The following is a 26,351-nucleotide window of genomic DNA, read 5'->3' as shown; positions in this document are numbered from 1 at the left end:
CTGGGGCATCCTGTACGCCTTCGTTTCCCCCCCGTACAATGCGGGGCTATTTCAACGTCTTAGGCAATCGACACGGCTAACCATGCGCACCAGTCAATATTTGCTCGCCACCCAGAAAGAAACCCCTGCTGACGCAGTGGTCATCAGCCATCAGCTCATGCTGCGTGCCGGCATGATCCGCAAACTGGCCTCCGGCCTGTACACCTGGCTGCCGATGGGCTTGCGGGTAATGCGCAAGGTCGAAGCCGTGGTGCGTGAGGAAATGAACGCCGCCGGCGCCCTGGAAGTGCTGATGCCGAGCATCCAGCCCGCCGAGCTGTGGCAGGAATCCGGTCGCTGGGAGCAATACGGCCCTGAGCTGCTGCGCCTGAAAGACCGCCACCAGCGTGACTTCTGCGTCGGCCCTACCCACGAAGAAGTGATCACCGACCTGGCCCGTAACGAGCTGTCCAGCTATAAACAGCTGCCGCTCAACCTGTACCAGATCCAGACCAAGTTCCGTGACGAGATCCGCCCGCGCTTCGGTCTGATGCGTGGCCGCGAGTTCATCATGAAGGACGCCTACTCGTTCCATGCCGACCAGGCTTCCCTGCAGGAAACCTATGATCGCATGCACCAGGCGTACACCAATGTGTTCACCCGCCTGGGCCTGGACTTCCGCCCTGTGCAGGCCGATACCGGCTCGATCGGTGGCAGCTACTCGCACGAGTTCCACGTGCTGGCCGAGTCTGGCGAAGATGACGTGATCTTCAGCGACAGCTCCGACTACGCCGCCAACATCGAGAAGGCCGAGGCCATCCCGCGTGAAACCGTGCGCCCTGCCCCTACCGAGGAGCTGCGCCTGGTCGACACCCCGAACGCCAAGACCATCGCCCAGTTGGTGGAAAACCACGGCCTGCCGATCGAAAAGACCGTCAAGACCCTGATCGTACGCGGTGCCGAAGAGGGCAAGCTGATTGCCCTGATCGTCCGTGGCGACCACGAACTGAACGAAATCAAGGCCACCAAGCTGGAGCAGGTTGCCGACCCGCTGGTCATGGCCACCGAAGCCGAACTGCGCGACGCCATTGGCGCCGGTGCCGGCTCGCTCGGCCCGCTCAACCTGCCACTGGAAATCATCATCGACCGCTCGGTTGCCCTGATGAGCGACTTCGGCATCGGCGCCAACATCGACGACAAGCACTACTTCGGCGTCAACTGGGAGCGCGACCTGCCGGTGCCACAGGTTGCCGACCTGCGTAACGTGGTCGAAGGCGACCCAAGCCCGGACGGCCAGGGCACCCTGGTTATCAAGCGCGGCATCGAAGTGGGCCACATCTTCCAGCTGGGCACCAAGTACAGCGAGGCGCTGAAGTGCCAGGTGCTGGGCGAGAACGGCAAGCCGGTCGTGCTGTCGATGGGTTGCTACGGCATTGGCGTGTCCCGTGTGGTTGCAGCTGCCATCGAGCAGAGCTATGACGACAAGGGCATCATCTGGAACGACGCCCTGGCTCCGTTCCAGATTGCCCTGGTCCCATTGCGCTACGAAACCGACGTGGTCCGCGAAGCAACCGACAAGCTGTATGCCGAACTGACTGCCGCCGGCTATGAAGTGCTGCTGGACGACCGCGACAAGAAGACCAGCCCAGGCATCAAGTTTGCCGACATGGAGCTGATCGGCATCCCACACCGCATCGTCGTCAGCGATCGCGGCCTGGCCGAAGGCAACCTGGAGTACAAGCACCGCACCGAGCAGGACGCCCAGGCGTTGCCGCTCAATGAAGTGCTGACCTTCCTGCAGGCCCGCGTTCGCCGCTGATAACCAATGCACGAGTGATCATGTACAAGCGAAGTACCTTTACCCTTGGGGGCGCCGCACTGTGCGGCGCCCTGCTCGTCAGCGGCTGCGCCAACCAGATGTCCCAGCGCAGCGACCATGAGGAGCGCGTCGAGCGCAAACTGCTCGAGCATACCCTGCAGATCGATGTCGGCGAGCCGAAGGTGATGGAGCTTCCGCAGCGACGTGTGCGCGTGCATGAGCAAAAGCGCTTCGAAGTCACCGAATTCGAAGTGACCCGTCGTTATGACCGCTATACGCCTTACCAACCCTGGCGGGAGATCTACGAGATCCCGCTGGGTGCAGTGGCCGTGGTGGCGGGTGTCGGCGCCAATGTGGTCAACGTCTTCGCCTTGGGTAACCTGCCGCAAAGTATCACCCACGACTGGCTCAGCTATGGCGTGGATGGGCTCAACCCGTTCATGAACGTGCCATCCAACGGCCGCGCCCAGCAGAACCTGGCCGGGATCAGCGAAGTGCAGAAAGGCAAGCGCGAGGAATCCATCAGCCTGCCTTGGAGCGAGCGCCTGGTCGAGGTCAAGGCCGGCAAGATGACCCACGAGCTGACCACCGACCGCAACGGCGTGCTGCGCCTGAACCTGCTCGACAGCCCGTTCTCCGAGCAGAACCTCAACCACGTCGGTACCCTGCACCTGCAAGTACTTGACGAGGACAATGCGGTACGAGGCGATGCCAGCCTGTTGGTCAGCGCTACTCTGCGCAATAAGCTGCTCGAAGCCCATGAGCTGATCTTCGATGACCTCGAAGATGATGATGTCGGCCAGTGGGTGCACCGGGTCAAGCGCCTGTCCGAACTGGGCCTTGAAGAGGAAGCCAGTGAAATGGAACAGAGCCTGATCGAGCTGACCCGCAACGATCCGGAGCTGCAGCAGGAATTCTTGCAGTCGCTGACCAAGGCCACTGGCCGGTTGGTGGCTGATCCAGGCGTGCATTGACAGAAGGGGCTGCATTGCAGCCCCTTTCATTTGGGCGGGAACAGCTCCAGCTGTTCATGCGCGCCCCGCAAGTCACGCAACCTCACCCCTACCCCTAGCAAGCGTACCGGCTTGCCGCCACGGGCGAACGCCTGCCCCAGCAATTGCCGATAACTCTCCAGGTCCCGGCCCGCCCCGGCCTGCTCCATGGTGGTCTGGCTGAAGTCATGGAACTTGACCTTGACGAACGGTTTGTCTGGCCGGTAACTGCTGTCCATTCGGGCGATACGTTCGTTCAGGCTATCCAGCAGCTCTGGCAGCCGCGCCAGGCAACTGGCCAGGTCTGGCAGGTCGGTGTCGTAGGTGTTTTCCACACTCACCGACTGGCGTCGGCTGTCGTTATGCACCGCACGCTCATCAATCCCCCGCGCCAGCCCCCACAACCGCTCGCCAAAACTGCCGAACTCACGCACCAATGCCAGCCGTGACCACTCACGCAAATGCAGGCAGGTTTCGATGCCCAGCCGCGTCAGTTTGTCGGCCGTCACCTTACCCACCCCATGCAACCTGGCCACCGGCAAGGCTGCAACGAACGCTTCCACTTCATTTGGGGTAATCACGAACAGCCCATTGGGTTTGCGCCAGTCACTGGCGATCTTGGCCAGAAACTTGTTAGGCGCCACCCCAGCCGACACGGTGATATGCAGGGTACGGGCAACACGCCGGCGAATATCCTCGGCAATGCGCGTGGCGCTGCCCGAATACCACTGGCTGTCACTGACATCCAGATAGGCTTCGTCCAGGGACAAAGGCTCGATGAGCTCTGTGTAGTCGCGAAAGATCGTGTGGATTTCCCGCGAGGCCTCACGGTAGGCCTCGAAGCGCGGCTTGACGATCAACAGATCGGGGCAAAGCTTCAGCGCATGCCGCGATGACATGGCCGAGCGCACACCATAGGCACGCGCTTCATAGTTGCAGGTGGCGATTACCCCGCGATGGTCGGGCGAGCCCCCCACCGCCATGGGGCGACCGGCCAGGCGCGGGTCGTCACGCATCTCGATCGCAGCGTAGAAACAATCGCAGTCGACGTGGATGATCTTGCGCAAGGACATGGACGACCGTCAGCACTGTAAATTCATACAGATAGTATCGCATGCACCCTGCTCTGAAACAGCTCACCTGCTTTGCTACACGATAATCGGCCTGAAAGCCCCGCCGTGACTGAGCTGTACACTGTTATGGAGCGCTAAGGGTTTGAACAAAAAAGGTTTTTCCAAAACAATTGCTTGACATCAGTGCGTAAATCCGTAGAATTCGATCTCACAGGCGCGGGATGGAGCAGCCTGGTAGCTCGTCGGGCTCATAACCCGAAGGTCGTCGGTTCAAATCCGGCTCCCGCAACCAGATTCGAGAAAAGGCCACTGTTAACGCAGTGGCCTTTTTCTTTGCCCGTAAAAAAGCCTTTTCGAAAAAACCTCGAAAAATCAAAGCCTAGCGCTTGACATATTAACTACACGCTGTAGAATCCGCCCCAATGACGCGGGATGGAGCAGCCTGGTAGCTCGTCGGGCTCATAACCCGAAGGTCGTCGGTTCAAATCCGGCTCCCGCAACCAGATTCAAGAAAAGGCCACTGTTAACACAGTGGCCTTTTTCTTTGTCTGCAGATAAGCATTTTCGAAAAAACTTCGACAAATCAAAGCCTAGCGCTTGACATAAAAACCACACACTGTAGAATCCGCCCCACTGACGCGGGATGGAGCAGCCTGGTAGCTCGTCGGGCTCATAACCCGAAGGTCGTCGGTTCAAATCCGGCTCCCGCAACCATATTCGTCAGAACAAACCCCGCCTGTGTAAAAGCAGCGCGGGGTTTGTTGCTTTATACCTCCCTGACTTTCGTCGCCTCGATTTTCCCTCCCCTCATGCCAACCCGCAGGCGTGAGATGTCGTGTCCAGGATGAACTATCTTTAACCCTGCCAAGCCGCTGCAAACGCCTGAGGCCGGAGTAACATTGGATACGTTTTCCAAAGGGACTTTCACTTGGCCGCACCTTTCCTTCACCTCGCGCTGCATGCCCGGGGCAACTCATGACTTCGCACAATCCCGAACCTCCGGTGCCACTCGCTACGGCGCTACCCGGTGCGGTGCAGCGCCTGCCCCTACTCGAACGCCTGAGTCGCTACCGCCAGCCCATAGGCCTGATGGTGACCCTGCTACTGTTCACGATGGCCTTGATTGCCTGCCGTCACCTGCTGAGCGAGCTGGACATCTATGCCTTGCACGATGCCATGCTCAGCGTGCCGACCCAGTCATTGCTGGGCGCCTTGCTGGCAACGGTGATCGGCTTTGTGATCCTGCTGGGCTACGAGTGGTCGGCCAGCCGCTATGCGGGCGTGAAACTGCCAGCACGCAGCTTGGCACTGGGCGGCTTCAGCGCCTTTGCCATCGGCAACGCCATCGGCCTGTCGATGCTCTCTGGCGGCTCGGTTCGCTATCGCCTGTACGCACGGCAAGGGCTTGGTGCTGGCGAAGTCGCACGCATGACCGTGTTTGCCAGCCTGTCACTGGGCTGCGCGCTGCCGCCCCTGGCCGCCTTGGCGACATTGAGCAACCTGCCGGCGGCCTCGACAGCGCTGGGGTTGGCGCCCGGCCTGCTGGCAGCTGTTGCCAGCGCCGTGCTGGTGGTGTCTGTCTTACTGGTAATTGGCTTGTACCGCCGACGCCTGGCCGAGCAACCGGCGGCCAATAACCTGCTCGTTCAACTGGGGCGGCGCACACTTCGCCTGCCGGATGCACGCCTGGCGGCCCTGCAATTGCTGATTACCGCGCTGGATGTGGCGGCGGCTGCCACCGTGCTCTACCTGTTGCTGCCCGAAGCCCCTCCTTTCGGCGCGTTCGTGCTGGTGTACCTGCTGGCCTTGGCTGCGGGCGTGCTCAGCCACGTACCGGGCGGCGTCGGGGTGTTCGAAGCGATCCTGCTGGCGGCCTTTGCCGACCAGCTCGGTGCCGCACCGCTGGCGGCAGCCTTGCTGCTGTACCGGCTGATCTATGTGGTACTGCCACTGCTGCTGGCCTGCGTGTTGCTGCTGGCCAATGAAGCCCGACGCCTGCTGTTTGCGCAACAGGCCATCAAGGCCGCTTCTGGTCTGGCCGCACCGATCCTGTCGATCCTGGTGTTCCTGTCCGGCGTGGTGCTGCTGTTTTCCGGTGCCACGCCCGAGATAGATACGCGCCTGGAGCATATGGGCTTCCTGGTGCCACACCGGCTGATCGATGCCTCTCATTTCGGCGCCAGCCTGATCGGTGTGCTCTGCCTGCTGCTGGCCCAAGGCCTGCGCCGGCGCCTGTCCGCCGCCTGGCTACTGACCACCGTGCTGTTGCTGGTCGGCGCCCTGCTGTCGCTGTTGAAGGGCTTTGACTGGGAAGAGGCTTGCCTGCTGACCTTTACCGCCGCCCTGCTCGCGCTGTTCCGCCGCTCGTTCTATCGCCCCAGCCGACTGCTGGAGCTGCCCTTCTCGCCGGTGTTCCTGGTGGCCAGCGCCTGTACGGTGGGCGCATCAGTGTGGCTTCTGCTGTTCGCCTACCAGGATGTGCCTTACAGCCATCAGCTGTGGTGGCAGTTCACCCTCGATGCCGATGCGCCACGGGGCCTGCGCGCCGCCATGGGCAGTGCCTTGCTGCTGGCTGCCGTGGCACTGACGTGGCTGCTGCGTACAGCGCCGCCCGTGATCCACCTGCCTGACGAAGAAGAGTTGCAACGCGCCAACCGTATCCTGCAGGCCTCCGACCAGCCCGACGGTGGTCTGGCGCTGACTGGCGACAAGGCGTTGCTGTTCCACCCGCGTGGTAACGCGTTCCTCATGTATGCCCGGCGCGGCCGCAGCCTGGTGGCGTTGTACGACCCGATAGGCCCGGCCCAGGAACGCGCCGAGATGATCTGGCAGTTCCGCGACCTGTGCGACCTGCACCACGCACGCCCCGTGTTCTATCAGGTGCGCGCAGAGAACCTGCCGTTCTACATGGACATCGGCCTGACCGCATTGAAGCTCGGTGAAGAAGCCCGGGTCGACTTGCGCCGCTTCGACCTTGAAGCCAAAGGCAAGGAGATGAAAGACCTTCGCTACACCTGGAACCGCGGCGGACGCGATGGCCTGAGCCTGGAGATCCATGAGCCCGGCCACGCCCCGCTGACTGAGCTGAAGGAAATTTCCGACGCCTGGCTCGGCGGCAAGAACGTGCGCGAGAAAGGCTTCTCGCTGGGGCGCTTCAGCCCAGACTACCTGCAGCACTTCCGCATAGCCCTGATTCGCTTCCAGGGCCGCCCGGTAGCCTTCGCCAACCTGCTGGAAACCCATGGAAACGAGCTGGCCAGCCTCGACCTGATGCGTGCGCACCCCGAAGCGCCAAAGCTGACCATGGAATTCATGATGATCGGCTTGATCCTGCATTACAAAAGCCATGACTACGGGCGTTTCAGCCTGGGCATGGTACCGCTTTCCGGCCTGCAACCAAGGCGCGGCGCCCCCTTGACCCAACGCTTGGGTTCGCTGGTGTTCCGCCGTGGTGAACAGCTTTACAACTTCCAGGGGCTTCGACGCTTCAAGGACAAGTTCCAGCCGGACTGGGAACCCCGCTACATGGCCGTGCCAGCCGGGCTCGACCCGCTGGTGGCACTGGCCGACACCGCCGCCCTGATTGCAGGCGGCCTGACTGGATTGGTGAAACGCTGATGACCCGACGCTTTTGGTTGTACCTGCTGGTTCCCCTGCTGCTGGCCGCCCTGGGTGGTGCGCTGGCCTTCTGGCTGTGGACGCGCCCGGCCCCCGAGGCGCGCCTGGAACAGTTGAGCATCAATGACACCAGCATCACCCGTGTTACCCCTGGCGTGCACCCCAAGGCCCGGGTGGCCATCGGCGTGCCACAAGACCAGGCACTGACGGGCAAGCAATTGCTCGACCTGAGCCAGGCCGGTGAAGCCCAGCTGGTGCAGGTGATTCTGCCGCCTGGCGACTGCAGCAAGCAGCAACAGGCCATGGACCAGGCGCTGAACCAACTGCAGGAAAAACCGACCTTGGTCGCCGGTATCGGTCCCGGTGCCGCCCAGGCCTGGCGCTGGCTGGCCAGCCAGAACGATGACAAGGCGCGGGCCATTTCCGTGGGCTTCACCCTCGAACAGCCTGACTGCCAGGCACCGCTGCCCAAATCGGCTGCCCATGGCCACTGGAACGTCGCCTGGAACGACAACCCGGATGACGCCAGCGCCGCCTTCGTGCGCGACCAGGCCAACGCCGAAACCAGCATCAGCGACTACGACATCCACTTGCCACAAGTGCTCAAGGCGCAACTGACCCAAGCCCTGGTCGGCCGCGACGGTAACGCACTGGCCATCCCGGTGGTCGAAGTGCCGGCCGGGCAAACCACAGACACGGTTACCTTGTTCCTCTCTGGTGATGGCGGCTGGCGCGATCTGGACCGCGACGTGGCCGGGGAAATGGCCAAGCTGGGTTACCCGGTGGTGGGCATCGACACGCTGCGCTACTACTGGCAGCACAAGACCCCGGAACAAAGCGCCGCCGACCTTTCCGAGCTGATGCATCACTACCGGCAGAAGTGGGGTACCAAGCGCTTCGTGTTGACCGGGTATTCGTTCGGCGCCGACGTGCTGCCGGCGATCTACAACCGCCTGCCCGTCGAGGACCAGCAGCGTATCGATGCGGTGATGCTGCTAGCCTTTGCGCGCAGTGGCAGCTTCGAGATCGAGGTCGAGGGCTGGCTGGGCAAGGAAGGCCAGGAAGCGCCAACCGGGCCGGAAATGGCCAAGCTGCCGGCGTCCAAGGTCGTGTGCGTATATGGCGTCGAGGAAACCGACGAGAGCGGTTGCACGGAAAAGACGGCAGTAGGTGAGCGCCTGAAACTGCCTGGCGGGCACCACTTCGACGAGAACTACCCGGCACTCGCCAAGCGGTTGATTGGCGAGATCGAAACGCGCCAAGGCAAGTCCAGCGTAGCTGAGCAGAACTGACAAGGCTCAGGGCCGCTCTGCGGCCCTGAGCCTGCTGTATAAACCCATTCAGATCTCGACCTGGGTCCCCAGCTCGATCACCCGGTTCAACGGCAGGTTGAAGAAGCGCAAGTTGCCGTTGGCATTCTTCAGCAAGAACGCGAACAGGTTGCCCCGCCAGCGCGACATCCCCTCCAGCCGTGACGCGATCACCGTCTCGCGGCTGAGGAAGTAAGTGGTGCGCATGGGCGTGAAGTCCAGGCCATCCAGATGACACAGCTTCAACGCGGCAGGCACGTCCGGCTCATCCATGAACCCAAAGTGCAGCAACACCCGGAAGAATCCGTCGCCATAGGCTTCCACCTCGAAACGCTCATGTTCCGGTACCCGGGGCCGGTCCTCGCTGACCACAGTCAGCAGCACCACCTGGCTGTGCAGCACCTGGTTGTGCAACATGTTGTGCAACAGCGCATGCGGCACGGCATCGGAGCGTGCAGTCAGAAACACCGCCGTACCCTCGACCCGGTGCGGTGGCTGAATGCGGATGCTGCTGATGAACAATGGCAATGGCAGCGCCCCTTCATCGATGCGCTCGACCAGAATCTGCTTGCCGCGCTTCCAGGTGCTCATCAGCAGGAACAACACACCACCGGCCAACACCGGGAAGGCACCGCCCTGAGCGATTTTCGGCACGTTGGCGGCGAAGAACAGCCCGTCGACAAGCAGGAAGCCGACCAGAATCGGCACTGCGAGCAGCGGCGGCCACTTCCACAGCAGCAGCATCACCGCTGACACCAGGACGGTGGTGATCAGCATGGTACCGGTCACCGCAACCCCGTAGGCAGCCGCCAGGGCGCCTGACGACTCGAAACCGATGACCAGCAACACCACGCCCACCATCAGCGTCCAGTTCACCGCACCAATGTAGATCTGCCCCTGCTCGTCGCTTGAAGTGTGCTGAATGTGCATACGCGGAATATAGCCCAACTGGATGGCCTGGCGTGTCAAGGAGAAGGCCCCGGAAATCACCGCCTGCGAGGCGATAACCGTGGCCATGGTGGCCAGCCCGACCAAGGGCAGCAGCGCCCAGCCCGGCGCCAGCAGGTAGAACGGGTTGCGCGCGGCCTCCGGGTTTTGCAGCAGCAATGCACCCTGGCCAAAGTAATTGAGCACCAGCGCCGGGAGCACCAGGATGAACCAGGCCCGGGCAATCGGCTTGCGGCCAAAGTGCCCCATGTCGGCGTACAGCGCCTCGGCCCCCGTCAGCGCCAGCACGACCGCGCCGAGAATGGCCACGCCGATGCCAGGGTGCACCACGAAGAAATTGACTGCCCAGACCGGGCTGAACGCCTTGAGTACTTCCGGGCTTTGCGAGATGCCATGCACACCCAGCGCGCCCAGCGCCAGGAACCAGGTAACCATGATAGGACCAAACAGCTTGCCGATTTTCTCGGTGCCGTGCCGCTGTACCAGGAACAATGCCACCAGCACCACCAGCGAAATTGGCACCACCCAGTGGTCGATACCGTCGAAGGCCAGGCCCACGCCCTCCACCGCCGACAGCACCGACACCGCCGGGGTGATCATGCTGTCGCCATAGAACAGCGAAGCGCCGATCAAGCCACAGATCACCATCAGTGTGCGCAGCCGCGGGTACGCCGCCGTGGCCCGCCGCGCCAGTGCGGTCAGCGCCATGGTGCCGCCCTCCCCCTGGTTATCGGCGCGCAAGATGAACATCACGTACTTGAACGAAACCACCCACAGCAGCGACCACAGGATCAGCGAGAGGATCCCCAGCACGCCATCATGGTTGACCGACACCCCGTAGCCGCCGGTAAAGACTTCCTTGAGGGTATACAACGGGCTGGTGCCGATATCGCCATAAACCACCCCGACCGCCGCCACCAGCAGGCCCACCGCCCGCGATGCCCCCTGCTTCCCCTCGTGCCCGCTCTCAGCGTGACTGCTTGCCTGAACCATCGACCACTCCCGCAAACGGCCATCACGGCCCTTGGTAATCAGTCTGCCACCAGGCCCTGGAAGGTACCCCGGTACAACGGCGCGAAGCATAGCGCAGCGTTCGTCGTATTTCTGCTGGTCAAGCGCCCTTGCGCTCGCTAGAATTGCGCACTTTTTGATCAGAGGCGCCAAAAGCGCCCGTCAAGTTCGCCCCCGATTCCGGCCGGGCGACCTGCATTCAATACCGAGGTTAGTCATGTCCACCACGCCCGCCACCCCCAAGGTAGGTTTCGTAAGCCTGGGTTGCCCAAAAGCCCTGGTCGACTCCGAGCGCATCCTCACCCAGCTGCGCATGGAAGGCTATGAAGTCGTACCCACCTACGAGGACGCCGACGTGGTGGTGGTCAACACCTGCGGCTTCATCGACAGCGCCAAGGCCGAATCGCTGGAAGTGATCGGCGAAGCGATCAAGGAAAACGGCAAGGTGATCGTCACCGGCTGCATGGGCGTCGAAGAAGGCAGCATCCGTGACGTGCACCCAAGCGTGCTGTCGGTCACTGGCCCGCAGCAGTACGAGCAGGTAGTCAACGCCGTTCACGAAGTGGTACCGCCGCGTCAGGACCACAACCCGCTGATCGACCTGGTGCCGCCACAGGGCGTCAAGCTGACCCCGCGCCACTATGCCTACCTGAAGATCTCCGAAGGCTGCAACCACAGCTGCAGCTTCTGCATCATCCCGTCGATGCGCGGCAAGCTGGTCAGCCGCCCGGTGGGTGAAGTACTGAGCGAGGCCGAGCGCCTGGTCAAGGCCGGAGTCAAGGAAATCCTGGTGATTTCCCAGGACACCAGCGCCTACGGCGTCGACGTCAAGTACAAGACCGACTTCTGGAACGGCCGCCCGGTCAAGACCCGCATGCTCGAGCTGTGCGAAGCACTGAGCAGCCTGGGCGCCTGGGTACGCCTGCACTATGTGTACCCTTACCCGAACGTTGACGACGTGATCCCGCTGATGGCTGCCGGCAAGATCCTGCCGTACCTGGACATCCCGTTCCAGCACGCCAGCCCGAAAGTGCTCAAGTCGATGAAGCGCCCGGCCTTCGAAGACCGCACCCTGGCACGCATCAAGAACTGGCGCGAGCAATGCCCTGAGCTGGTGATCCGCTCCACCTTCATCGTCGGCTTCCCGGGCGAGACCGAGGAAGACTTCCAGTACCTGCTGGACTGGCTGACCGAAGCCCAGCTCGACCGCGTGGGCTGCTTCCAGTACTCGCCGGTAGAAGGCGCCCCGGCCAACGACCTGGGCCTGGAAGAAGTACCGGACGACGTCAAGCAAGAGCGCTGGGACCGCTTCATGGCCCACCAGCAGGCCATCAGTGCTGCCCGCCTGCAATTGCGCATCGGCAAGGAAATCGACGTGCTGATCGACGAAGTCGAAGAACAAGGTTCGGTTGGCCGCAGCTTCTTCGATGCACCGGAAATCGACGGCAGCGTGTTCATCGATGGCGACCATGGTTTCAAGCCAGGCGACAAAGTGCGTTGCCGTGTGGTGGATGCCGACGAATACGACCTGTGGGCTGAACCCATCTAAAACGGCTGAAGCCTGCAAAGCCCCTGCCCCGGCGTTCTCCATAGAGAATGACCGGCGCAGGGGCTTTTTTGTCAGAACGTGTGGAACAGCATCAGGCCGCCCTCGGCATCCGGGCTGGCATCCGAGAAGCCTTTGACTGCATAGAGTTGGACTTTCCACTGCTGGTTGAGCTTGTGGGTGAGGAACAGGGTAAGCTCCTTGATCTGCGCCCCGGTCGAGACCACTTTCTGCCGCCAATCGTAGGAGGCGCCGGCCGAAGTACCGACCGCCACCGGCAGGGCAAAGCCGAGACTGGCAAATACCGGGTCATCGAAGTCGCTATCGGGCGGGTCACCGAACTTCTTCCAACCCAGTGTCGCGAAACCGGTGACCGGGCCAAAGCCCTTGGCTATGTCGACCTGGGTGGTGTAGTCGTACTGGCCGGTGCCCAGGCACTGGTCTTCATCAGCGGTAGGGAATTTGACCTTGCCGATCAGGTCCAGCATCAGGCCGCCGTCACTACCATCGAGCAGTGCATAGGCGACGCTGGCAACCGTGTCACCCAACCCGCTTTCCACGTCTCGGCAACCACCGGGCAAGGGGTCACCATTGGGGCCGACTTCGGGGTTGGTGATACGCAACCAAGGCACGGTAACCTTGTAGGTCATGGGGCCGCTCTCATACTTGCCGACTACCGGCACATACCAGATTTCCGAAGTGGTGCCGGTACCATAGTCGCCACTTGAATAATCCATGCCAATGGCGGCACTGAAGGTATCGGCCAGCGCCGACACGCAGGTGCACGAGAGCAAACAGGCGAAAAGAGGGAGCGTGGGTCTCATTTGCAACTCAGTACTCTTTCGGGAAGCATGGCCAGACTTACCCAGCCTAGTTGGCTAACGCCCGGATCGCTCTGGATGCTCGACTTTTTCCACCGTCTCTGCCTTTTCCGGCCTCTCCACCTTTTCAACTTTCTCTGGTAACTCCACCTTTTCGACCCGTTCAGGCTTTTCTACTTTTTCTACTTTCTCGGGCTTCTCGACTTTCTCGACCTTCTCGACTTTCTCGACTTTCTCGACCTTCTCGACTTTCTCGACCTTCTCGACCTTCTCGACTTTCTCGACCTTCTCGACCTTCTCGGGCTTCTCGACCTTGTCTACTTTTTCGACCTTTCCGGTGTTTTCGACTTCGACCTTCTCAACCCGATCGGAGCTTCCACTGTTGCTGCGCGTCGATTGCTCCAATGCGTCGAGGTGTACCGACTTTCCCGACTTTTCACCGCTGCCATGGTCACTGGAGCCGTCAACGGCACTGCGCCCACTGTGATCATCGCTGTTTTCATCGCGATCGCTGGCCCCATCGCTTGCGCCATGACCGCTGCTGGAGCCGCCGGAGCTGCTTCCGTCATGCTCACCACCGTGCCCCGACTGGCTTCTGTCAGGATTGTCGACAAGGTCGTCCTGGAATTCCACGCGGGTTGCCCGCAGCTCGTGAGTTCCATTGAGCACCCCGCTCACCCGCACACGTTGATCAAGCGCCAACGCCGCTGGCTGCCGACCGACAATTACGGTGCCCTGCCCCAATGTCACATTGAGACCTGCAACCACCAACTGCCGAGCTTGTGTGCGCTGTACCAGCCCTTCAACCACCGCCTGCTGTACACGACCAGCAAAAGGCAGGCTCGGGTCTGGACGGGTTTGCGCCACTTCAAGCTGGCGCCCGGTCCACTGGCCGCGCACCAGCACCTCACGTGCAGGCGCCACACGGGTACCCAACTTCAACCCCTGAAGGCTGCCAGTGCGATCAACCGCGCCGATGGCGCTGGCCTCCCTCAACCCCGGTGCCCGTTCGATACGGGTCGCCACGACTTCTCCCCGGGCATCGCGCAGGCCGCTGACCCTCACGGGCTCACCCGGGCGCAACCCTTCAGCTACCCGCGCGCCAGCGGCCAGCCGCACGGGTTGCCCCATGACCCGCAGCGGGGCCGAGGCATTGGGCAGCGCCGTCAACGGCCCTTCGAAGACGTTGAGGATCGAAATGCGCCCCGCTTGCAGGCCGCGCTGGGTGGCGAATGCCTCCACCGCCACCACCTGCCCGATCGCCAGGTGACCACTGCTGGCAGGCGCACCGTTTTCACTCACCGGTACGTCCTTGCCATAGTGCACTTCCATGCCATTGACGCAGATCGAGGCGAAGCCGGTGATGGTACCGACGATGCCTGTACCCCCAGTACCACCCGGGCGCAGGATCGGCGTACCGGTACCACCTCCCCCCCCGTGGCGCTGATCAAAGTAGGTGCCGTCCACACCCTCCGCCACCGCGCCTGTGCCGCCTGTACCACCCGGGCGTTGCTGGACTGGGGCACCGGTGCCACCGACGCCGCCATTTTCATTGCGCACACCGGTGCCGCCTATGCCACCGGGAAACTGCAGGCCTGCGGCACCGGCCATACCCATCTCGTCACGGCTGACACACACCGGCGCTGCGGCCACCTCGGCCGGGGCCATCAGGTTCCACCCGAAAACCAGGGCAAACATGACAGCACTGAGGTAGCGCACAAGAAGTGTCATGGGCCAGGTGTCTTTGACGGATCCGAATCGGTAGCTTCAGTGTAGAAATAAAGCCCGACAGTGATGCGCTGACGTTGTTCGATACCGGGCTCATCAGCACTCTCCAACGCTGCTGCAAGCCGGCTGAAGGCAAGTAGTGTCTGCATGCCATCCTTGGCCACCACATCTCGCAAATGCTCGACGCTGGCCGGGCTCAAGGCATCGTAGTGCACGCTACGCTCAAAAAATGGCGGGCCTTCGCCGCTGAGGTTGTGCACCGCCGCACAGGCATGGTCATGCAGGTTGTGGCCGAAGTACGCAGCCTTTTCATCAAAACCCTTCTGTGGCACGAATGCATGGGCTTCCAGGTGCACGCAATCCTGCTCATCGAGCCGCACGACGCCCAGGCGCAACCATTCGTCCAGCACCACCCGGCCGCGAATATCGGTGCTGACCTTGGCGACCAGGGCGTCGAATGAGCAATCGCCACCCACACTGGCTAGCCGCGCAAGCGCCCTCGCCTGGCCGGGTGCCGAGCAGAATGGTGGGGTGTTGGTCCATACATTGACCAACTGTGCACCTAGCGTGATGTTATCCGGCAGGGCCGCAATTGCAGTGTCACCCTCATTACGCAGCCGCCGGACATCTTTACGATGTACGCCGGTAAGCAGGCTGATGCGGCTATCGGTTGGCGCGGTGTCGTTCAGGCGAAACTCGCGATGGGCCACATCGACGAACACCTCCTTGAGCAGGTCGGTGAACATCGTGTAGGTAACCCCTTTGCGCAGCATCAGGCGCACCAGCGGGCGCATCACACGCCGCAGCGCACTCAGCATCGACGGGGGTAAGACAGGCGATTGCATCGAGGGCATTCCTTGACAGAGGCACCCAGTATAAGACGCGGGAATTAATCCCACGCAAACCGCAATCATATCCCGGCATGGACGAGGAAAAAGCTGTCAGCACTCATTGGAAATGACGTGATAAAGGCAAGACAGGCCAGAACCTGCTCATACAAAACCCGTCCGCTGGGTTTTGTATGGGCCACCTCGGGTCAGCGCCAATCAGCTTCTGCTGTTGTCATCCCCGGCCTCGCCGCCGGCATGAACACCGTGGTCATCACCCGGTTCGCCACCCACATGGTTGCCGTGATCGTCACCAGGTTCACCACCAACATGATTGCCGTGATCATCGCCAGGCTCACCGCCGACATGATTACCATGATCATCCCCGGGTTCCCCACCCGCGTGATTGCCATGATCGTCACCCGCTTCAGCATGGTTACTGCTGCGCCCAGCGTTCGAATTACCGTCGTGGCCACTGCCGCTGTTGCCGGCATGGCCACCACCGTCACCGCCGCTGCCGTGGCCACCACTTCCGCTTCCGCCACCATGGCCACCGCCGCCACCACTTCCACCACCACCGTGGCCACCGCCACCGCCGCTTCCACCGCCACCGTGGCCACCGCCGCCGCCACTTCCACCGCCACCGTGGCCACCGCCGCCGCCACTTCCACCGCCACCGTGGCCACCGCCGCCCCACTTCCACCGCCACCGTGGCCACCGCCGCCGCCACTTCCACCGTGGCCACCGCCGCCACCGCCACCGCCACCGCCATCTTTAGCGTAGGCACTGGAGCCATGAGAAATCGAGTCAGGGATCAAGGCAATGGACATCGACAACACGCCAGCTACAGCAGCCGCGAGTAAAGCCTTCTTGAAAAGCAGGTGGATTTGCATAGTCCGTCTCCAGGTCTTCGCCACGAGAACGCCAAATCAGTCAGTAATCTTGCTTCAGATTGAACTTATACTTACGTGGGATTTTTTCCCACGCTTAATTAATAGACCGTCACTCCCCAAGTCTCAAGCGCCAAGCGAACCAGCCGACCGGTGGTTGGCCTGCTATGTTTTCCCTATCGCCCCAGAGGAACACCGGCATGGCTGCGCTACTGACGCTGCAAACCCCGCGCTTGTGCGACTACAGCGAGCTGGTACAGGTGTGGGAGGATTCAGTACGCGCCACCCACGACTTTCTGCCAGAGGGCTATATCCTGCTACTGCGCGAACATGTGCTGCGCCGCTACCTCGACGCAGTGATGCTGATCTGCTGCAAGGACCGCCAGCGCATCTGTGGCTTCGCCGGTGTCGCCAACGGGCGGGTGGACATGCTGTTCGTCGCACCTGGCTACCGCGGCCAAGGGGTAGGCAAGCGCCTGCTGCGCTATGCCATCAGTGAGCTGAATGCCGAGTACCTTGACGTCAACGAGCAGAACCCGAAAGCGCTGGGCTTCTACCTGCATGAAGGTTTCGAGGTCATCGGCCGTTCGGAAACCGACGGCCTGGGCCAGCCCTATCCTCTGCTGCACATGAGGCTGATGCGCACAGTGCCTTGAGGCGGCGCCTGAATGTGCCGCGCTATGTGTCCAAAATGGCGCATCTGACACAGATTCCCATCATCTACCGCTTGCAGGCAGGTACAATGGAGGCCTTTCCCTGCCTTGCGAATTGCCCCATGTCCGAACCCGTCCGCCTGTCCAAACGCCTCATCGAGCAGCTCGGCTGCTCCCGCCGCGAGGCCGAGCAGTACATTGAAGGAGGCTGGGTAACGGTCGATGGCGTGGTGGTCGAGCAGCCGCAGTTCAAGGTCGAGCAGCAGCGCGTCGAGCTGCTGCCAGGTGCCCGTGCCGAAACCCTGGAGCCAGTGACCCTGCTGCTGAACCAGCCAGCCGGCATGGACAGTGAAGACGCCCGCGCCAGCATGAACATGGGCAGCCTTAGCGAGGCCCACCGCGAAGGCGTGCGCGCCCTGCACGGGCATTTTGCCCGGCAGGCCTGCGTGGCACCGCTGGAGCGTGGCGCCAGCGGCCTGCAGGTGTTTACCCAGGACTGGCGGGTATCCCGCAAGATCGAGGCCGACCTGCGTCGCCTGGAGCAGGAGTTCATCATTGAAGTGCGCGGCGAAACCACCCCCCAGGCGCTGGAACGCCTGGCGCGTGGGGCCATGCGCAATGACCGCGAGTTGCCCAAGGCCAAGGCCAGCTGGCAGAACGAGACACACCTGCGCATGGTGTTGAAGAACCCACAACCAGGGCAGATTTCCGAGCTATGCGCCTACCTGCGCCTGGAGCTTTTAGGCATGCGACGCATTCGCCTGGGCGGTGTGTCGATGGGCAAGCTGCCCTTGGGCCAATGGCGTTACCTGGCTACCTCCGAACGTTTCTAAGCAATACGCCGCGCTGGAACGCGCGGCACCTGAACAGGATTCTGCTGCAATGAACCACAACGACGTCCTGCGCAGCCTGCGCTACATGCTCAAGGTGAACGACGCCAAGATGGCCGAAATCATCGGGCTCTCTGGCCTCGAAGTGCATCCTCTGGTGCTGGCCACCTACCTGAAAAAAGAAGAAGAGGAAGGCTTCGTGCGCTGCCCGGAACGGGTGATGGCGCACTTCCTTGACGGCCTGGTGATCTACCGCCGAGGCAAAGACGAGAGCCGCCCGCAGCAGCCGATCGAGCTGCCGGTAACCAACAACCTGATCCTCAAGAAGCTGCGTGTGGCCTTTGAGCTCAAGGAAGACGACCTGCACGCGATTCTCAAGTCGGTCAACTTCCCGGTCAGCAAACCGGAGCTCAGCGCGCTGTTCCGCAAGGCTGGCCACGACAACTACCGCCCGTGTGGCGACCAGTTGATGCGCAACTTCCTCAAGGGCCTGACCCTGCGCGTGCGCGGCTGAGTGGCCATGCAGCATACGGTTGTCCCGGTCGGCATCGTCCACTCCTGTTTCAAGGAAAAGTTCGCCATTCCGCGCCAGCCGCAGCTGGCGCCTGCCGCCCGTGGCGTACTCGAACTGTTGCCGCCGTTCGATCAAGGTGACGCGGTCGAAGGCCTGGAGCAGGTCAGCCATGTCTGGCTGCTGTTCCTGTTCCACCAGGCCCTGGAAGAAAAGCCGCGTCTGAAAGTGCGGCCTCCGCGTCTGGGCGGCAACAAGAGCATGGGGGTGTTCGCCACCCGCGCCACCCACCGGCCCAACGGCATCGGCCAGTCGGTGGTACGCCTGGAGGGCGTGGAGCCCGGGCGCCTGCTGCTGTCCGGGATCGACCTGCTCGACGGCACGCCGGTGCTGGATATCAAGCCGTATGTGCCCTATGCCGACAGCGTCGCTGGCGCCAGCAACCAGATGGCCAACGCAGCGCCTGTGGCAATTGCCGTGCAGTGGGCGGACAACGCCCTGATCCAGGCCCGCGAGCATGCGCTGCGTTTGAATGAGCCGCTGGTGCAACTGATCGAGCAATGCCTGGCGCAGGACCCACGGCCGGCCTACCAGATACCACCGTCCGAGCGGGTGTACGGGGTGAAGTTCTGGGATGTGCAAGTAAGGTGGCATTACCCGCAGCCGGACGTCATCCGGGTGTTGGAAGTGGTACTGGGCTGAGGGCCACGGGCTTCGCCCGTGTTCGCGGGCAAGCCCGCTCCCACAAGTCCAATCGCGCCAGCTTTTAGAAATTGAGCAAGGCCCACACAAGGGACCGCGCTAACACGAAAAAGGCGACCTTTGGTCGCCTTTCTCATTTCAACCAGCTATCAACGAGCCGGGCCTTCAGCCACGCCCAGGTCGTCCGTCGGGCGGGTATCGATCAGCGGCGCACCACCGGAGTCCAGTTCCGAAGCCAGCTTGTCGTTGTCCATTTCCTTGACCCACTTGGCCACTACCACGGTGGCAACGGCGTTGCCCACCAGGTTGGTCAGGGCGCGGGCTTCGGACATGAAGCGGTCGATGCCGAGGATCAGCGCCAGGCCGGCAACCGGCAGGTGGCCAACAGCCGACAGGGTCGCGGCCAGCACGATGAAGCCCGAACCGGTAACGCCGGCAGCCCCCTTGGAAGCCACCAGCAGCACCAGCAGCAGGGTGATCTGGTGAGTGATGTCCATGGTGGTGTCAGTGGCCTGAGCGATGAACACCGCAGCCATGGTCAGGTAGATCGAGGTACCGTCCAGGTTGAACGAGTAGCCAGTCGGGATAACCAGGCCCACTACCGATTTCTTGGCACCCAGGCGCTCCATCTTGGCCAGCATGCGTGGCAGGGCCGACTCCGAGGACGAAGTACCCAGCACGATCAGCAGTTCTTCACGGATGTAGCGGATCAGCTTGATCACGCTGAAGCCGTGGGCACGGCAGATACCGCCCAGCACCACCAGCACGAACAGCAGGCAGGTGATGTAGAAGCAGGCCATCAGGTAGCCCAGCTGCACCAGCGAGCCAACACCGTACTGGCCAATGGTGAAGGCCATGGCGCCGAAAGCGCCGATCGGAGCCAGCTTCATGATCATGTTGATGATGTTGAACATGACGTGGGCGAAGCGGTCGATCATGTCCAGTACCGGCTTGCCGTAGCTGCCCAGGCGGTGCAGGGCAAAGCCGAACAGTACCGAGAACATCAGCACTTGCAGGATGTCGCCGTTGGCGAAGGCGCCGACGACCGTATTGGGGATGACGTTAAGCAGGAAGCCGACGGTAGTCTGCTGCGCGCCGGCGGCGGCGTAGGCAGCCACGCTGCTGGCGTTCAGGGTGCTGACGTCGATGTGCATGCCAGCGCCTGGCTTGACCACGTTGACGACGACGAGGCCGATGATCAGGGCGATGGTGGAGACTATTTCAAAGTACAGCAACGCGTAGCCGCCGGTTTTGCCGACCGACTTCATGCTCTGCATGCCGGCAATGCCGCTGACCACGGTACAGAAGATGATCGGGGCGATGACCATCTTGATCAGTTTGACGAAGCCGTCACCCAGGGGTTTGAGGGCAACGCCCGTTTCCGGGTAGTAGTGGCCGAGCAGGATGCCGATGGTGATGGCGACCAACACCTGGACATACAGGGATTTGTACAGCGGCTGACGTGTCGTCATGGCTAATTTTCCTCAAGTGTGCCGGTTCACCCTTCCCAGGGTGATGGGGGCACCTGAATCGCTAACCCTCCTGCACTTGGAGGGATTTGTCGTTGTGTTCGAGCTGCCTGGGCAGGCCTCTGCGAGGATCAATAGCAAGGGTGGTGCCAAAATGCCCATGAAGGGTGCAAGGTCCGTATTTGCTGGGGATAAATGCCCAACGACAGGGCGATACTCCCGGGACGGATTGGCGGATTTCCGCCCGATGGCGGAATTTGTACAAGGAGGAATGGCGGAAATCCGCCCTTTGTGGATTGCCTGTGCCGGCCCATTCGCGGATTGACCTGCGAACGGGCTGGCACAGGCTACGAATCAATCCAGGTGGAAGGTGATCCTGAACGCAGCGCCCCCCAGCGGCGAATCGCCAAGGCTCAGCTCGGCGTCATAGCTGTCGACGATATCCTTGACCACTGCCAAGCCGATGCCCTGCCCCGGGTGCTGGCTGTCCAGCCGCTCCCCACGCTCCAGAATGCGTTCACGCTGGTCGACGGGCACGCCCGGCCCGTCGTCCTCGATGCACAAGGTCAGATACCCCGGCGCCTTCACCAGGCTCACCCGCACTTGGCCCAGGCTCAGCCGGTAGGCGTTCTCCAGCAGGTTGCCGAGCATTTCCAGCAACGCGCCCTGCTCCATCGGTACCTGCGCCGCGTCCGGCAACTCCAGCACCACGTCCACACGTTTTTCCCGGTAAACCTTGGCCAAGGTGCTGCACAGGCTGTCGAGCAACGGCCGCAGCAATACGCTGTGGCGGACCAGGCCACTCTTGCGCAGGCTGGCGCGTTGCAGCTGGTAGTCGATCTGCTGGCTCATGCGCTCGATCTGGCTTTGCAGCACCCGCGCCTGCTCGCGCTCGCCGCTGCGTTGCTGCAAGCTTTCACCCACGCCCTGCAGCACCGCCAGCGGCGTCTTCAGGCTGTGGGCCAGGTCGTCCAGCGAATCACGGTAGCGCGTGCGCTGCTCACGCTCACTGCGCAACAGACGGTTGAGCGAGCGGGTAAGGCGCAGCAACTCGCGTGGGTGCTCGCCGCTCAGGCCGTCACGTGCACCGGATTCCACTTCATCCAGTTCGTGGCTGAGGCGTCGCAACGAGCGCAGCCCCCAGGTCAGGCCTGCCCACAACAACACCATGAGCGCCAGCAATGCAGCGCCGAACCCCAGGTAGAGCTTTTCGCGCAGGCCATTGAGGGTGGCCTTGTACTCGCTCACGGGCTGCAGAGCGACAATGCTGTAGGCGGCGCTCTGCCCGCCCAGCAGCTTTATCTCGACGTCGTATACGAAGAACTCTTCGCCATCGGACTGGTGAATGCGGTCGAACTCGTTGCCGCGCCCGTCATAGCGCGGCTGGTAGTTGATGTGCCGGTCGGCGGTGGCCCGCGACTGCCAGACCAGTTTGCCGTCGCGGTCAAAGATATAACCGAGCAGGCCTGTGTAGGGCAGGTTGTAGCGCTCGTCCGGCAGCAGCGTCGGCATCTGCAGCTGGCCATGCTCGATACGCGCAGCGGAAATCAGCGTGGTCACATCCGAGGCCAGACGCTGCTCGATCGATTCCTGCAGAGCCAGGCTGAAGGCCTTCTGCAAGGCCGGCAGCAGCGCCAGCATGAACAGCAGCGCCAACACTGCGGCGGCCAGCATCAGGCGCACCCGCAGCGAGCGGATCATCGGCAGCGCTCGGTGAACAGGTAGCCCAGGCCGCGCACCGTGTCGATGGGTTTGAAGCCGCGCTCGCCTTCAAGCTTGCGGCGCAGGCGGCCAACCAGCACTTCGATGACATTGGGGTCGCGCTCTTCGTCTCCTGGGTACAACTGCTCCATCAGGCGATCCTTGGCCACCACCTGCTGGTGATGGCGCATGAGGTATTCGAGGATGCGGTATTCGTATGCGGTCAGGGGCAAAGCTTGTTCGTCGAGGGTGGCCTGCTTGCGGTTGAGGTCAAGCACCAAGGGGCCAGCGGCGATGGTCGACTGGGTGAAACCACTGGAGCGGCGCAACAGGGCATTGAGCCGTGCTTCAAGCTCCTCGAACTGGAACGGCTTGACCAGGTAGTCGTCGGCACCGGCGGCCAGGCCCTCGACCTTGTCTTGCCAGTTGCCACGGGCTGTGAGGATGAGAATGGGGAAGGTCTTGTCCTGGCTGCGCAGGCGCGTGATCAGCTCCAGGCCGCTGATACCGGGCAGGCCCAGGTCGATGATGGCAAGGTCGAAATGGTACTGCTCGGCCTGGTACAGCGCCTCTTCGGCATCAGCGACCGCCTCGACCACATGGCCGCTTTCGCCCAGGCGGGTGTAGAGGTGATGGCGAAGCAGGGCTTCGTCCTCGACCACCAGCAGTTTCATGTGCAGCTCCTTATGTGTATTGCCTGTACCGGCCCTTTCGCGGGCACGCCCGCTCCCACAGTAATCGCACAGTCCCTGAAACCTGTGTAGCACCTGCAGAAACCAAAGGCACTGCACAGGTTCTGAGGTTTGTGCAGCACCTGTGGGAGCGGGCGTGCCCGCGAAGAGGCCAGTACAGGATAACGCGGCTCGTCCGTCAGAACTTGTATGAAGCCGCCAGGTAGGTCTGGGCGCTGCTGGTCAGACGCAGGGTGCCGTCCTTCGGCCCGCCATGTGCGCCCACCTCGGTCGCGGCATTGGTGCGCAGGTAACGGTAGCCCAGTTCGACCGAGGCCTTGTCGGTGATGTCCTGGATCACACCGGCCTGCAAGCCGTAGGCATAACCGTAGTCAGTGTCCCGGCTGGCGCCTGGCGAGTCCTGGGTCAGCTTGGTCACACCCAGGCTGCCACCACCGAACAGCTTGGTGGTATCGCCCACCGGCAGGAACAAGTCGTAGCTGCCAAGCAGGTTTTCCTGGCGCAACTTCAGGCCACTGTGGTCGCCAGAGACGTTGTCATAGGTCATGTAGTAGCGGCCCTGGTCGTTGATCTTGCCCAGACGCACACCCCAGGTATCGTCCTTGCCGATGATACCGTCGGCGTTGAGGTGGTCGGTGTTGCGTTGCAGCAGGCCGGACTTGCGGACTTTGTCGCTGGTCTGGCCGTAGGTGAGGCTGGCGAAGTTGTCGTCCGCGGCCTGGGCGGTGGTGATGCCAGCGGCACAGACGGCCATGGCGGCAAGCAGGGTATTGAAGGTTTTCATGGCTGGGTACTCCAGTTGGGTGCGCTGTTTCGGTCTGGAAGCTAGAGTAATCAGGGCACCCTGAACCGCGACTGAACCCTGGCTGAACACCGGCTGAACGAACCGATAGCAAAACAAGGAGTTGTGAACATGCGAGCCCTGCTGGCCCTGACCCTGATGTGCAGCGCCGCCCTCGCCCAAGCGGCGGTAGTGACCCGTGAAATTCCTTATCAGGACGACGATGGCAACCGCCTCGTCGGCTACTACGCCTACGATGACGCGCTGGACGGCAAACGCCCAGGCATCGTTGTGGTGCATGAATGGTGGGGCCTGAACGACTATGCCAAGCGTCGTGCGAGAGATCTCGCGGCCCTGGGCTACAAGGCACTGGCCATCGACATGTACGGCGATGGCAAGCACACCGAGCACCCGCAGGATGCCCAGGCATTCATGGCCGCAGCGATGAAGGACCCGGCCGCAGCAGCAGCGCGCTTCGACGCGGGCCTGGAGTTGTTGAAAAAGCAGCCGAATGTGAACAAGCATCAACTGGGCGCTGTCGGCTACTGTTTTGGCGGCAAGGTGGTGCTCGATGCCGCACGCCGGGGAGAAAAGCTCGATGGCGTGGTGAGCTTCCATGGCGCATTGGCCACCCAGACCCCGGCAAAACCTGGCGTAGTGCGGGCCGATATCCTGGTCGAGCATGGTGCGGCGGACAGCATGGTCACCCCACAGCAGGTAGAGGCGTTCAAGGCCGAGATGGATGCGGCCAAGGTCAACTACCAGTTCGTCAGTATTGAAGGGGCCAAGCACGGGTTCACCAACCCCGATGCCGATCGGCTGAGCCATGGTGAACATGGTGGGCCGGACATTGGCTATAACAAGGCAGCGGACGAGCGTTCCTGGGCGGATATGCAGGCGTTCTTCAAGAAGGTGTTCAAATAAAAGATTGTGCAATCGTTGTAGGAGCAACTGTCTTGCTCAATTTCTAAAAGCTGGCGCGATCTGTGGACTGCCCCCAAGAAGTTGGACACCAATCCAACCCTTGGGGGATCTATGGGTAAGTACACCGAGCAATTCAAGCTCACAGCGATCACAGCCTACCTGGATGGCAGCAACGGTTTCCGAAAGGTGGCTCAACACTTAGGTATCGATTTCAGCCTGCTTCGACGCTGGGTGGCCAGTTATCAGGCCAATAATGGCATTGGTCCAGGCTCGCATGGGCGGCGCTATACCAGTGATTTCAAACAGCAGGTGCTTAGCTATATGCACGAGCATCGGCTTTCGCTGCGCCAGACCGCTGCCCACTTTGGTCTTGGGCAGTCCTCTCAGATAGGCATTTGGCAGCGGCAGTACTACAGTGGCAGTCCTGCACCCTCTACTGCCATCAAGCCAAGAAAGCCAATCGACGTGTCGAAGAAGATCAAGCCTGCCAAACCCACCGATACCAATGATGATCAGAAGTCTCGAGATCAGCTGATGGCTGAACTTGAGTACCTGCGCATGGAGAATGCTGTCCTAAAGGAGCTCAAGGCTCTGCGCGAGGAAAAGGAACGAACACGCGGGAAAAAGCCCTGATCGTTTCCAAACTCAAGCGCAGGTTTCCTTTGCCTGACCTCCTTCAGTTGGTCGAGCTGGCGCGCAGCACCTTCTACTACCAGCTCAAAGCTCAGCAGAAGCCAGACCGGCATGCTGAGCTCAAGGCATTGGTGCATCGCGTCTATCACGAGCAGAAACGGCTTTATGGTTATCGCCGTATCGCACTCGTAATCAGGAAGGAAAAGCGGGTGAACAAGAAGGTCATTGAACGGCTGATGGCTGAGCAGGGATTGAAATCAGTAGTGCGCCCCAAGAAATATCGCTCCTATCGAGGTACCGTCGGCAAAGTGGCAGCGAATGTACTGGAGCGAAATTTTGTCGCTCAACGCCCAAACCAGAAGTGGGTGACTGACGTAACCGAGTTCAAAGTAGCTCAACAGAAGCTCTATCTGTCGCCCGTGATGGATTTGTACAACGGCGAAATCGTGGCCTACGAAATGGCCAGTCGCCCGTGCTATAGCCTGGTTGGGAACATGCTTGGCAAAGCGCTCGATTGCCTGGGAGAGAAACCGAAGCTCGTGTTGCATTCGGATCAGGGATGGCATTACCAGCAGGCGCAATACCGCCGTAAGCTAAGCGAATGCGGGATAAAGCAGAGCATGTCTCGAAAAGGCAATTGCCTGGACAACGCGGCCATGGAAAGCTTCTTCGGCACGCTCAAATCTGAGTTTTTCTACCTGAAGCGTTTCGAGAGCATTGATGAGCTGAGAGCGGGTCTGGATGAGTACATTCACTACTACAACCATGATCGCATCAAGCTGAGGCTCAATGGCCTGAGCCCTGTGGAGTACAGGGCTCAGGCTGCAGCTTAAAACTGTCCAACTTTTGGGGGGCAGTCCATCTGTGTGGGAGCGGGCTTGCCCGCGAACACG

General features: G+C 61.7%; 20 protein-coding genes, 3 tRNA genes and 1 pseudogene. 14 read left to right on the top strand and 10 right to left on the bottom strand.

Annotated features, from left to right (window positions below; genetic code table 11):
- Positions 1-82 precede the first annotated feature (82 nt).
- Positions 83-1,798, top strand: a complete 1,716-nt coding sequence (locus PRJ_RS06460) for a proline--tRNA ligase (protein ID WP_014589990.1) — start codon at positions 83-85, stop codon at positions 1,796-1,798.
- Between the two features lie 20 nt (positions 1,799-1,818).
- Complete coding sequence (locus PRJ_RS06455; protein WP_014589989.1) at positions 1,819-2,772, top strand: hypothetical protein; 954 nt, start codon at positions 1,819-1,821, stop codon at positions 2,770-2,772.
- Positions 2,773-2,798: 26 nt separating this feature from the next.
- On the opposite strand, the gene dinB is transcribed toward PRJ_RS06455, so the two are convergent.
- Entirely contained in the window at positions 2,799-3,857 is a 1,059-nt protein-coding gene (dinB, locus tag PRJ_RS06450) for a DNA polymerase IV (protein ID WP_162497235.1), read from the bottom strand.
- 221 nt (positions 3,858-4,078) lie between these two features.
- Here dinB and PRJ_RS06445 point away from each other — a divergent pair.
- The 5 genes from PRJ_RS06445 (at position 4,079) to PRJ_RS06425 (ending at position 8,773) form a co-directional block, all read left to right on the top strand.
- Positions 4,079-4,155: transfer RNA gene (locus tag PRJ_RS06445), tRNA-Met, on the top strand.
- A gap of 134 nt (positions 4,156-4,289) precedes the next feature.
- A tRNA-Met gene (locus PRJ_RS06440) sits at positions 4,290-4,366 on the top strand.
- Between the two features lie 134 nt (positions 4,367-4,500).
- Positions 4,501-4,577, top strand: a tRNA-Met gene (locus PRJ_RS06435).
- Positions 4,578-4,838: 261 nt separating this feature from the next.
- Positions 4,839-7,481 (top strand): bifunctional lysylphosphatidylglycerol flippase/synthetase MprF, encoded by a 2,643-nt coding sequence (gene mprF / locus PRJ_RS06430; RefSeq protein ID WP_104960963.1) that lies wholly within the window; start codon positions 4,839-4,841, stop codon positions 7,479-7,481.
- Complete coding sequence (locus tag PRJ_RS06425) at positions 7,481-8,773, top strand: virulence factor family protein (RefSeq protein ID WP_064492882.1); 1,293 nt, start codon at positions 7,481-7,483, stop codon at positions 8,771-8,773. The genes mprF and PRJ_RS06425 overlap by 1 nt, the downstream gene beginning before the upstream one ends.
- 48 nt (positions 8,774-8,821) lie before the next feature.
- Here the strand turns inward: PRJ_RS06425 and PRJ_RS06420 are convergent, their stop codons facing one another.
- Positions 8,822-10,732, bottom strand: coding sequence for a potassium transporter Kup (locus tag PRJ_RS06420; RefSeq protein WP_104960962.1), 1,911 nt, complete (start codon positions 10,730-10,732; stop codon positions 8,822-8,824).
- A 235-nt stretch (positions 10,733-10,967) separates the two neighbouring features.
- On the opposite strand from PRJ_RS06420, the gene rimO reads away from it, so the two are divergent.
- Positions 10,968-12,299 carry a 30S ribosomal protein S12 methylthiotransferase RimO gene (rimO, locus tag PRJ_RS06415; RefSeq protein WP_064492880.1) on the top strand — a complete coding sequence of 444 codons (1,332 nt, stop codon included), beginning with the start codon at positions 10,968-10,970 and terminating at the stop codon, positions 12,297-12,299.
- Positions 12,300-12,370: 71 nt separating this feature from the next.
- Here the strand turns inward: rimO and PRJ_RS06410 are convergent, their stop codons facing one another.
- The 4 genes and pseudogenes from PRJ_RS06410 to PRJ_RS06395 form a co-directional block, all read right to left on the bottom strand.
- Positions 12,371-13,120 carry a hypothetical protein gene (locus PRJ_RS06410; protein WP_104886574.1) on the bottom strand — a complete coding sequence of 250 codons (750 nt, stop codon included), beginning with the start codon at positions 13,118-13,120 and terminating at the stop codon, positions 12,371-12,373.
- 54 nt (positions 13,121-13,174) lie between these two features.
- Positions 13,175-14,848, bottom strand: a complete 1,674-nt coding sequence (locus PRJ_RS06405) for a DUF5666 domain-containing protein (RefSeq protein ID WP_104960961.1) — start codon at positions 14,846-14,848, stop codon at positions 13,175-13,177.
- Positions 14,845-15,690, bottom strand: coding sequence for a DUF6502 family protein (locus tag PRJ_RS30035; RefSeq protein WP_003254799.1), 846 nt, complete (start codon positions 15,688-15,690; stop codon positions 14,845-14,847). The genes PRJ_RS06405 and PRJ_RS30035 overlap by 4 nt, the downstream gene beginning before the upstream one ends.
- Before the next feature lie 191 nt (positions 15,691-15,881).
- A pseudogene (locus PRJ_RS06395) lies at positions 15,882-16,444 on the bottom strand (hypothetical protein).
- 318 nt (positions 16,445-16,762) lie between these two features.
- On the opposite strand from PRJ_RS06395, the gene PRJ_RS06390 reads away from it, so the two are divergent.
- The 4 genes from PRJ_RS06390 (at position 16,763) to tsaA (ending at position 19,258) form a co-directional block, all read left to right on the top strand.
- Entirely contained in the window at positions 16,763-17,218 is a 456-nt protein-coding gene (locus PRJ_RS06390) for a GNAT family N-acetyltransferase (RefSeq protein ID WP_014755577.1), read from the top strand.
- Between the two features lie 119 nt (positions 17,219-17,337).
- Positions 17,338-18,048 carry an rRNA pseudouridine synthase gene (locus PRJ_RS06385; RefSeq protein WP_010952344.1) on the top strand — a complete coding sequence of 237 codons (711 nt, stop codon included), beginning with the start codon at positions 17,338-17,340 and terminating at the stop codon, positions 18,046-18,048.
- 49 nt (positions 18,049-18,097) lie between these two features.
- Positions 18,098-18,559: a DUF1456 family protein gene (locus PRJ_RS06380; RefSeq protein WP_010952343.1), complete on the top strand. Its 462-nt coding sequence runs from the start codon at positions 18,098-18,100 to the stop codon at positions 18,557-18,559.
- Between the two features lie 6 nt (positions 18,560-18,565).
- Positions 18,566-19,258, top strand: coding sequence for a tRNA (N6-threonylcarbamoyladenosine(37)-N6)-methyltransferase TrmO (tsaA, locus tag PRJ_RS06375; protein WP_104960960.1), 693 nt, complete (start codon positions 18,566-18,568; stop codon positions 19,256-19,258).
- A 149-nt stretch (positions 19,259-19,407) separates the two neighbouring features.
- Here tsaA and PRJ_RS06370 read toward each other — a convergent pair whose 3' ends face one another.
- From PRJ_RS06370 to PRJ_RS06355, 4 genes are all read right to left on the bottom strand, one after another.
- A complete protein-coding gene (locus tag PRJ_RS06370; protein ID WP_010952341.1) occupies positions 19,408-20,730 on the bottom strand; it encodes a dicarboxylate/amino acid:cation symporter in 1,323 nt (440 codons plus the stop codon).
- A gap of 351 nt (positions 20,731-21,081) precedes the next feature.
- Positions 21,082-22,428 (bottom strand): ATP-binding protein, encoded by a 1,347-nt coding sequence (locus tag PRJ_RS06365; protein ID WP_104960959.1) that lies wholly within the window; start codon positions 22,426-22,428, stop codon positions 21,082-21,084.
- A complete protein-coding gene (locus PRJ_RS06360) occupies positions 22,425-23,102 on the bottom strand; it encodes a response regulator (RefSeq protein WP_020189835.1) in 678 nt (225 codons plus the stop codon). The genes PRJ_RS06365 and PRJ_RS06360 overlap by 4 nt, the downstream gene beginning before the upstream one ends.
- Before the next feature lie 196 nt (positions 23,103-23,298).
- Positions 23,299-23,904: an outer membrane beta-barrel protein gene (locus PRJ_RS06355; protein WP_010952338.1), complete on the bottom strand. Its 606-nt coding sequence runs from the start codon at positions 23,902-23,904 to the stop codon at positions 23,299-23,301.
- A gap of 129 nt (positions 23,905-24,033) precedes the next feature.
- Between PRJ_RS06355 and PRJ_RS06350 the strand changes: the two genes are divergently transcribed.
- A complete protein-coding gene (locus tag PRJ_RS06350) occupies positions 24,034-24,825 on the top strand; it encodes a dienelactone hydrolase family protein (RefSeq protein WP_004576834.1) in 792 nt (263 codons plus the stop codon).
- A 111-nt stretch (positions 24,826-24,936) separates the two neighbouring features.
- Positions 24,937-26,291, top strand: a protein-coding gene (locus PRJ_RS06345) for an IS3 family transposase (protein WP_104960958.1) whose coding sequence is annotated in 2 segments (ribosomal slippage) — positions 24,937-25,410 and positions 25,413-26,291 — 1,353 coding nt in all. Because the reading frame shifts where the segments join, the coding sequence is not laid out codon by codon here.
- Positions 26,292-26,351: the final 60 nt, after the last annotated feature.

Source organism: Pseudomonas sp. XWY-1, assembly GCF_002953115.1.
In the GTDB taxonomy this organism is placed as follows: domain Bacteria; phylum Pseudomonadota; class Gammaproteobacteria; order Pseudomonadales; family Pseudomonadaceae; genus Aquipseudomonas; species Aquipseudomonas alloputida.
The sequence above is the reverse complement of the archived record's forward strand: the minus strand, read 5'-3'. Positions and strand labels throughout refer to the sequence as shown.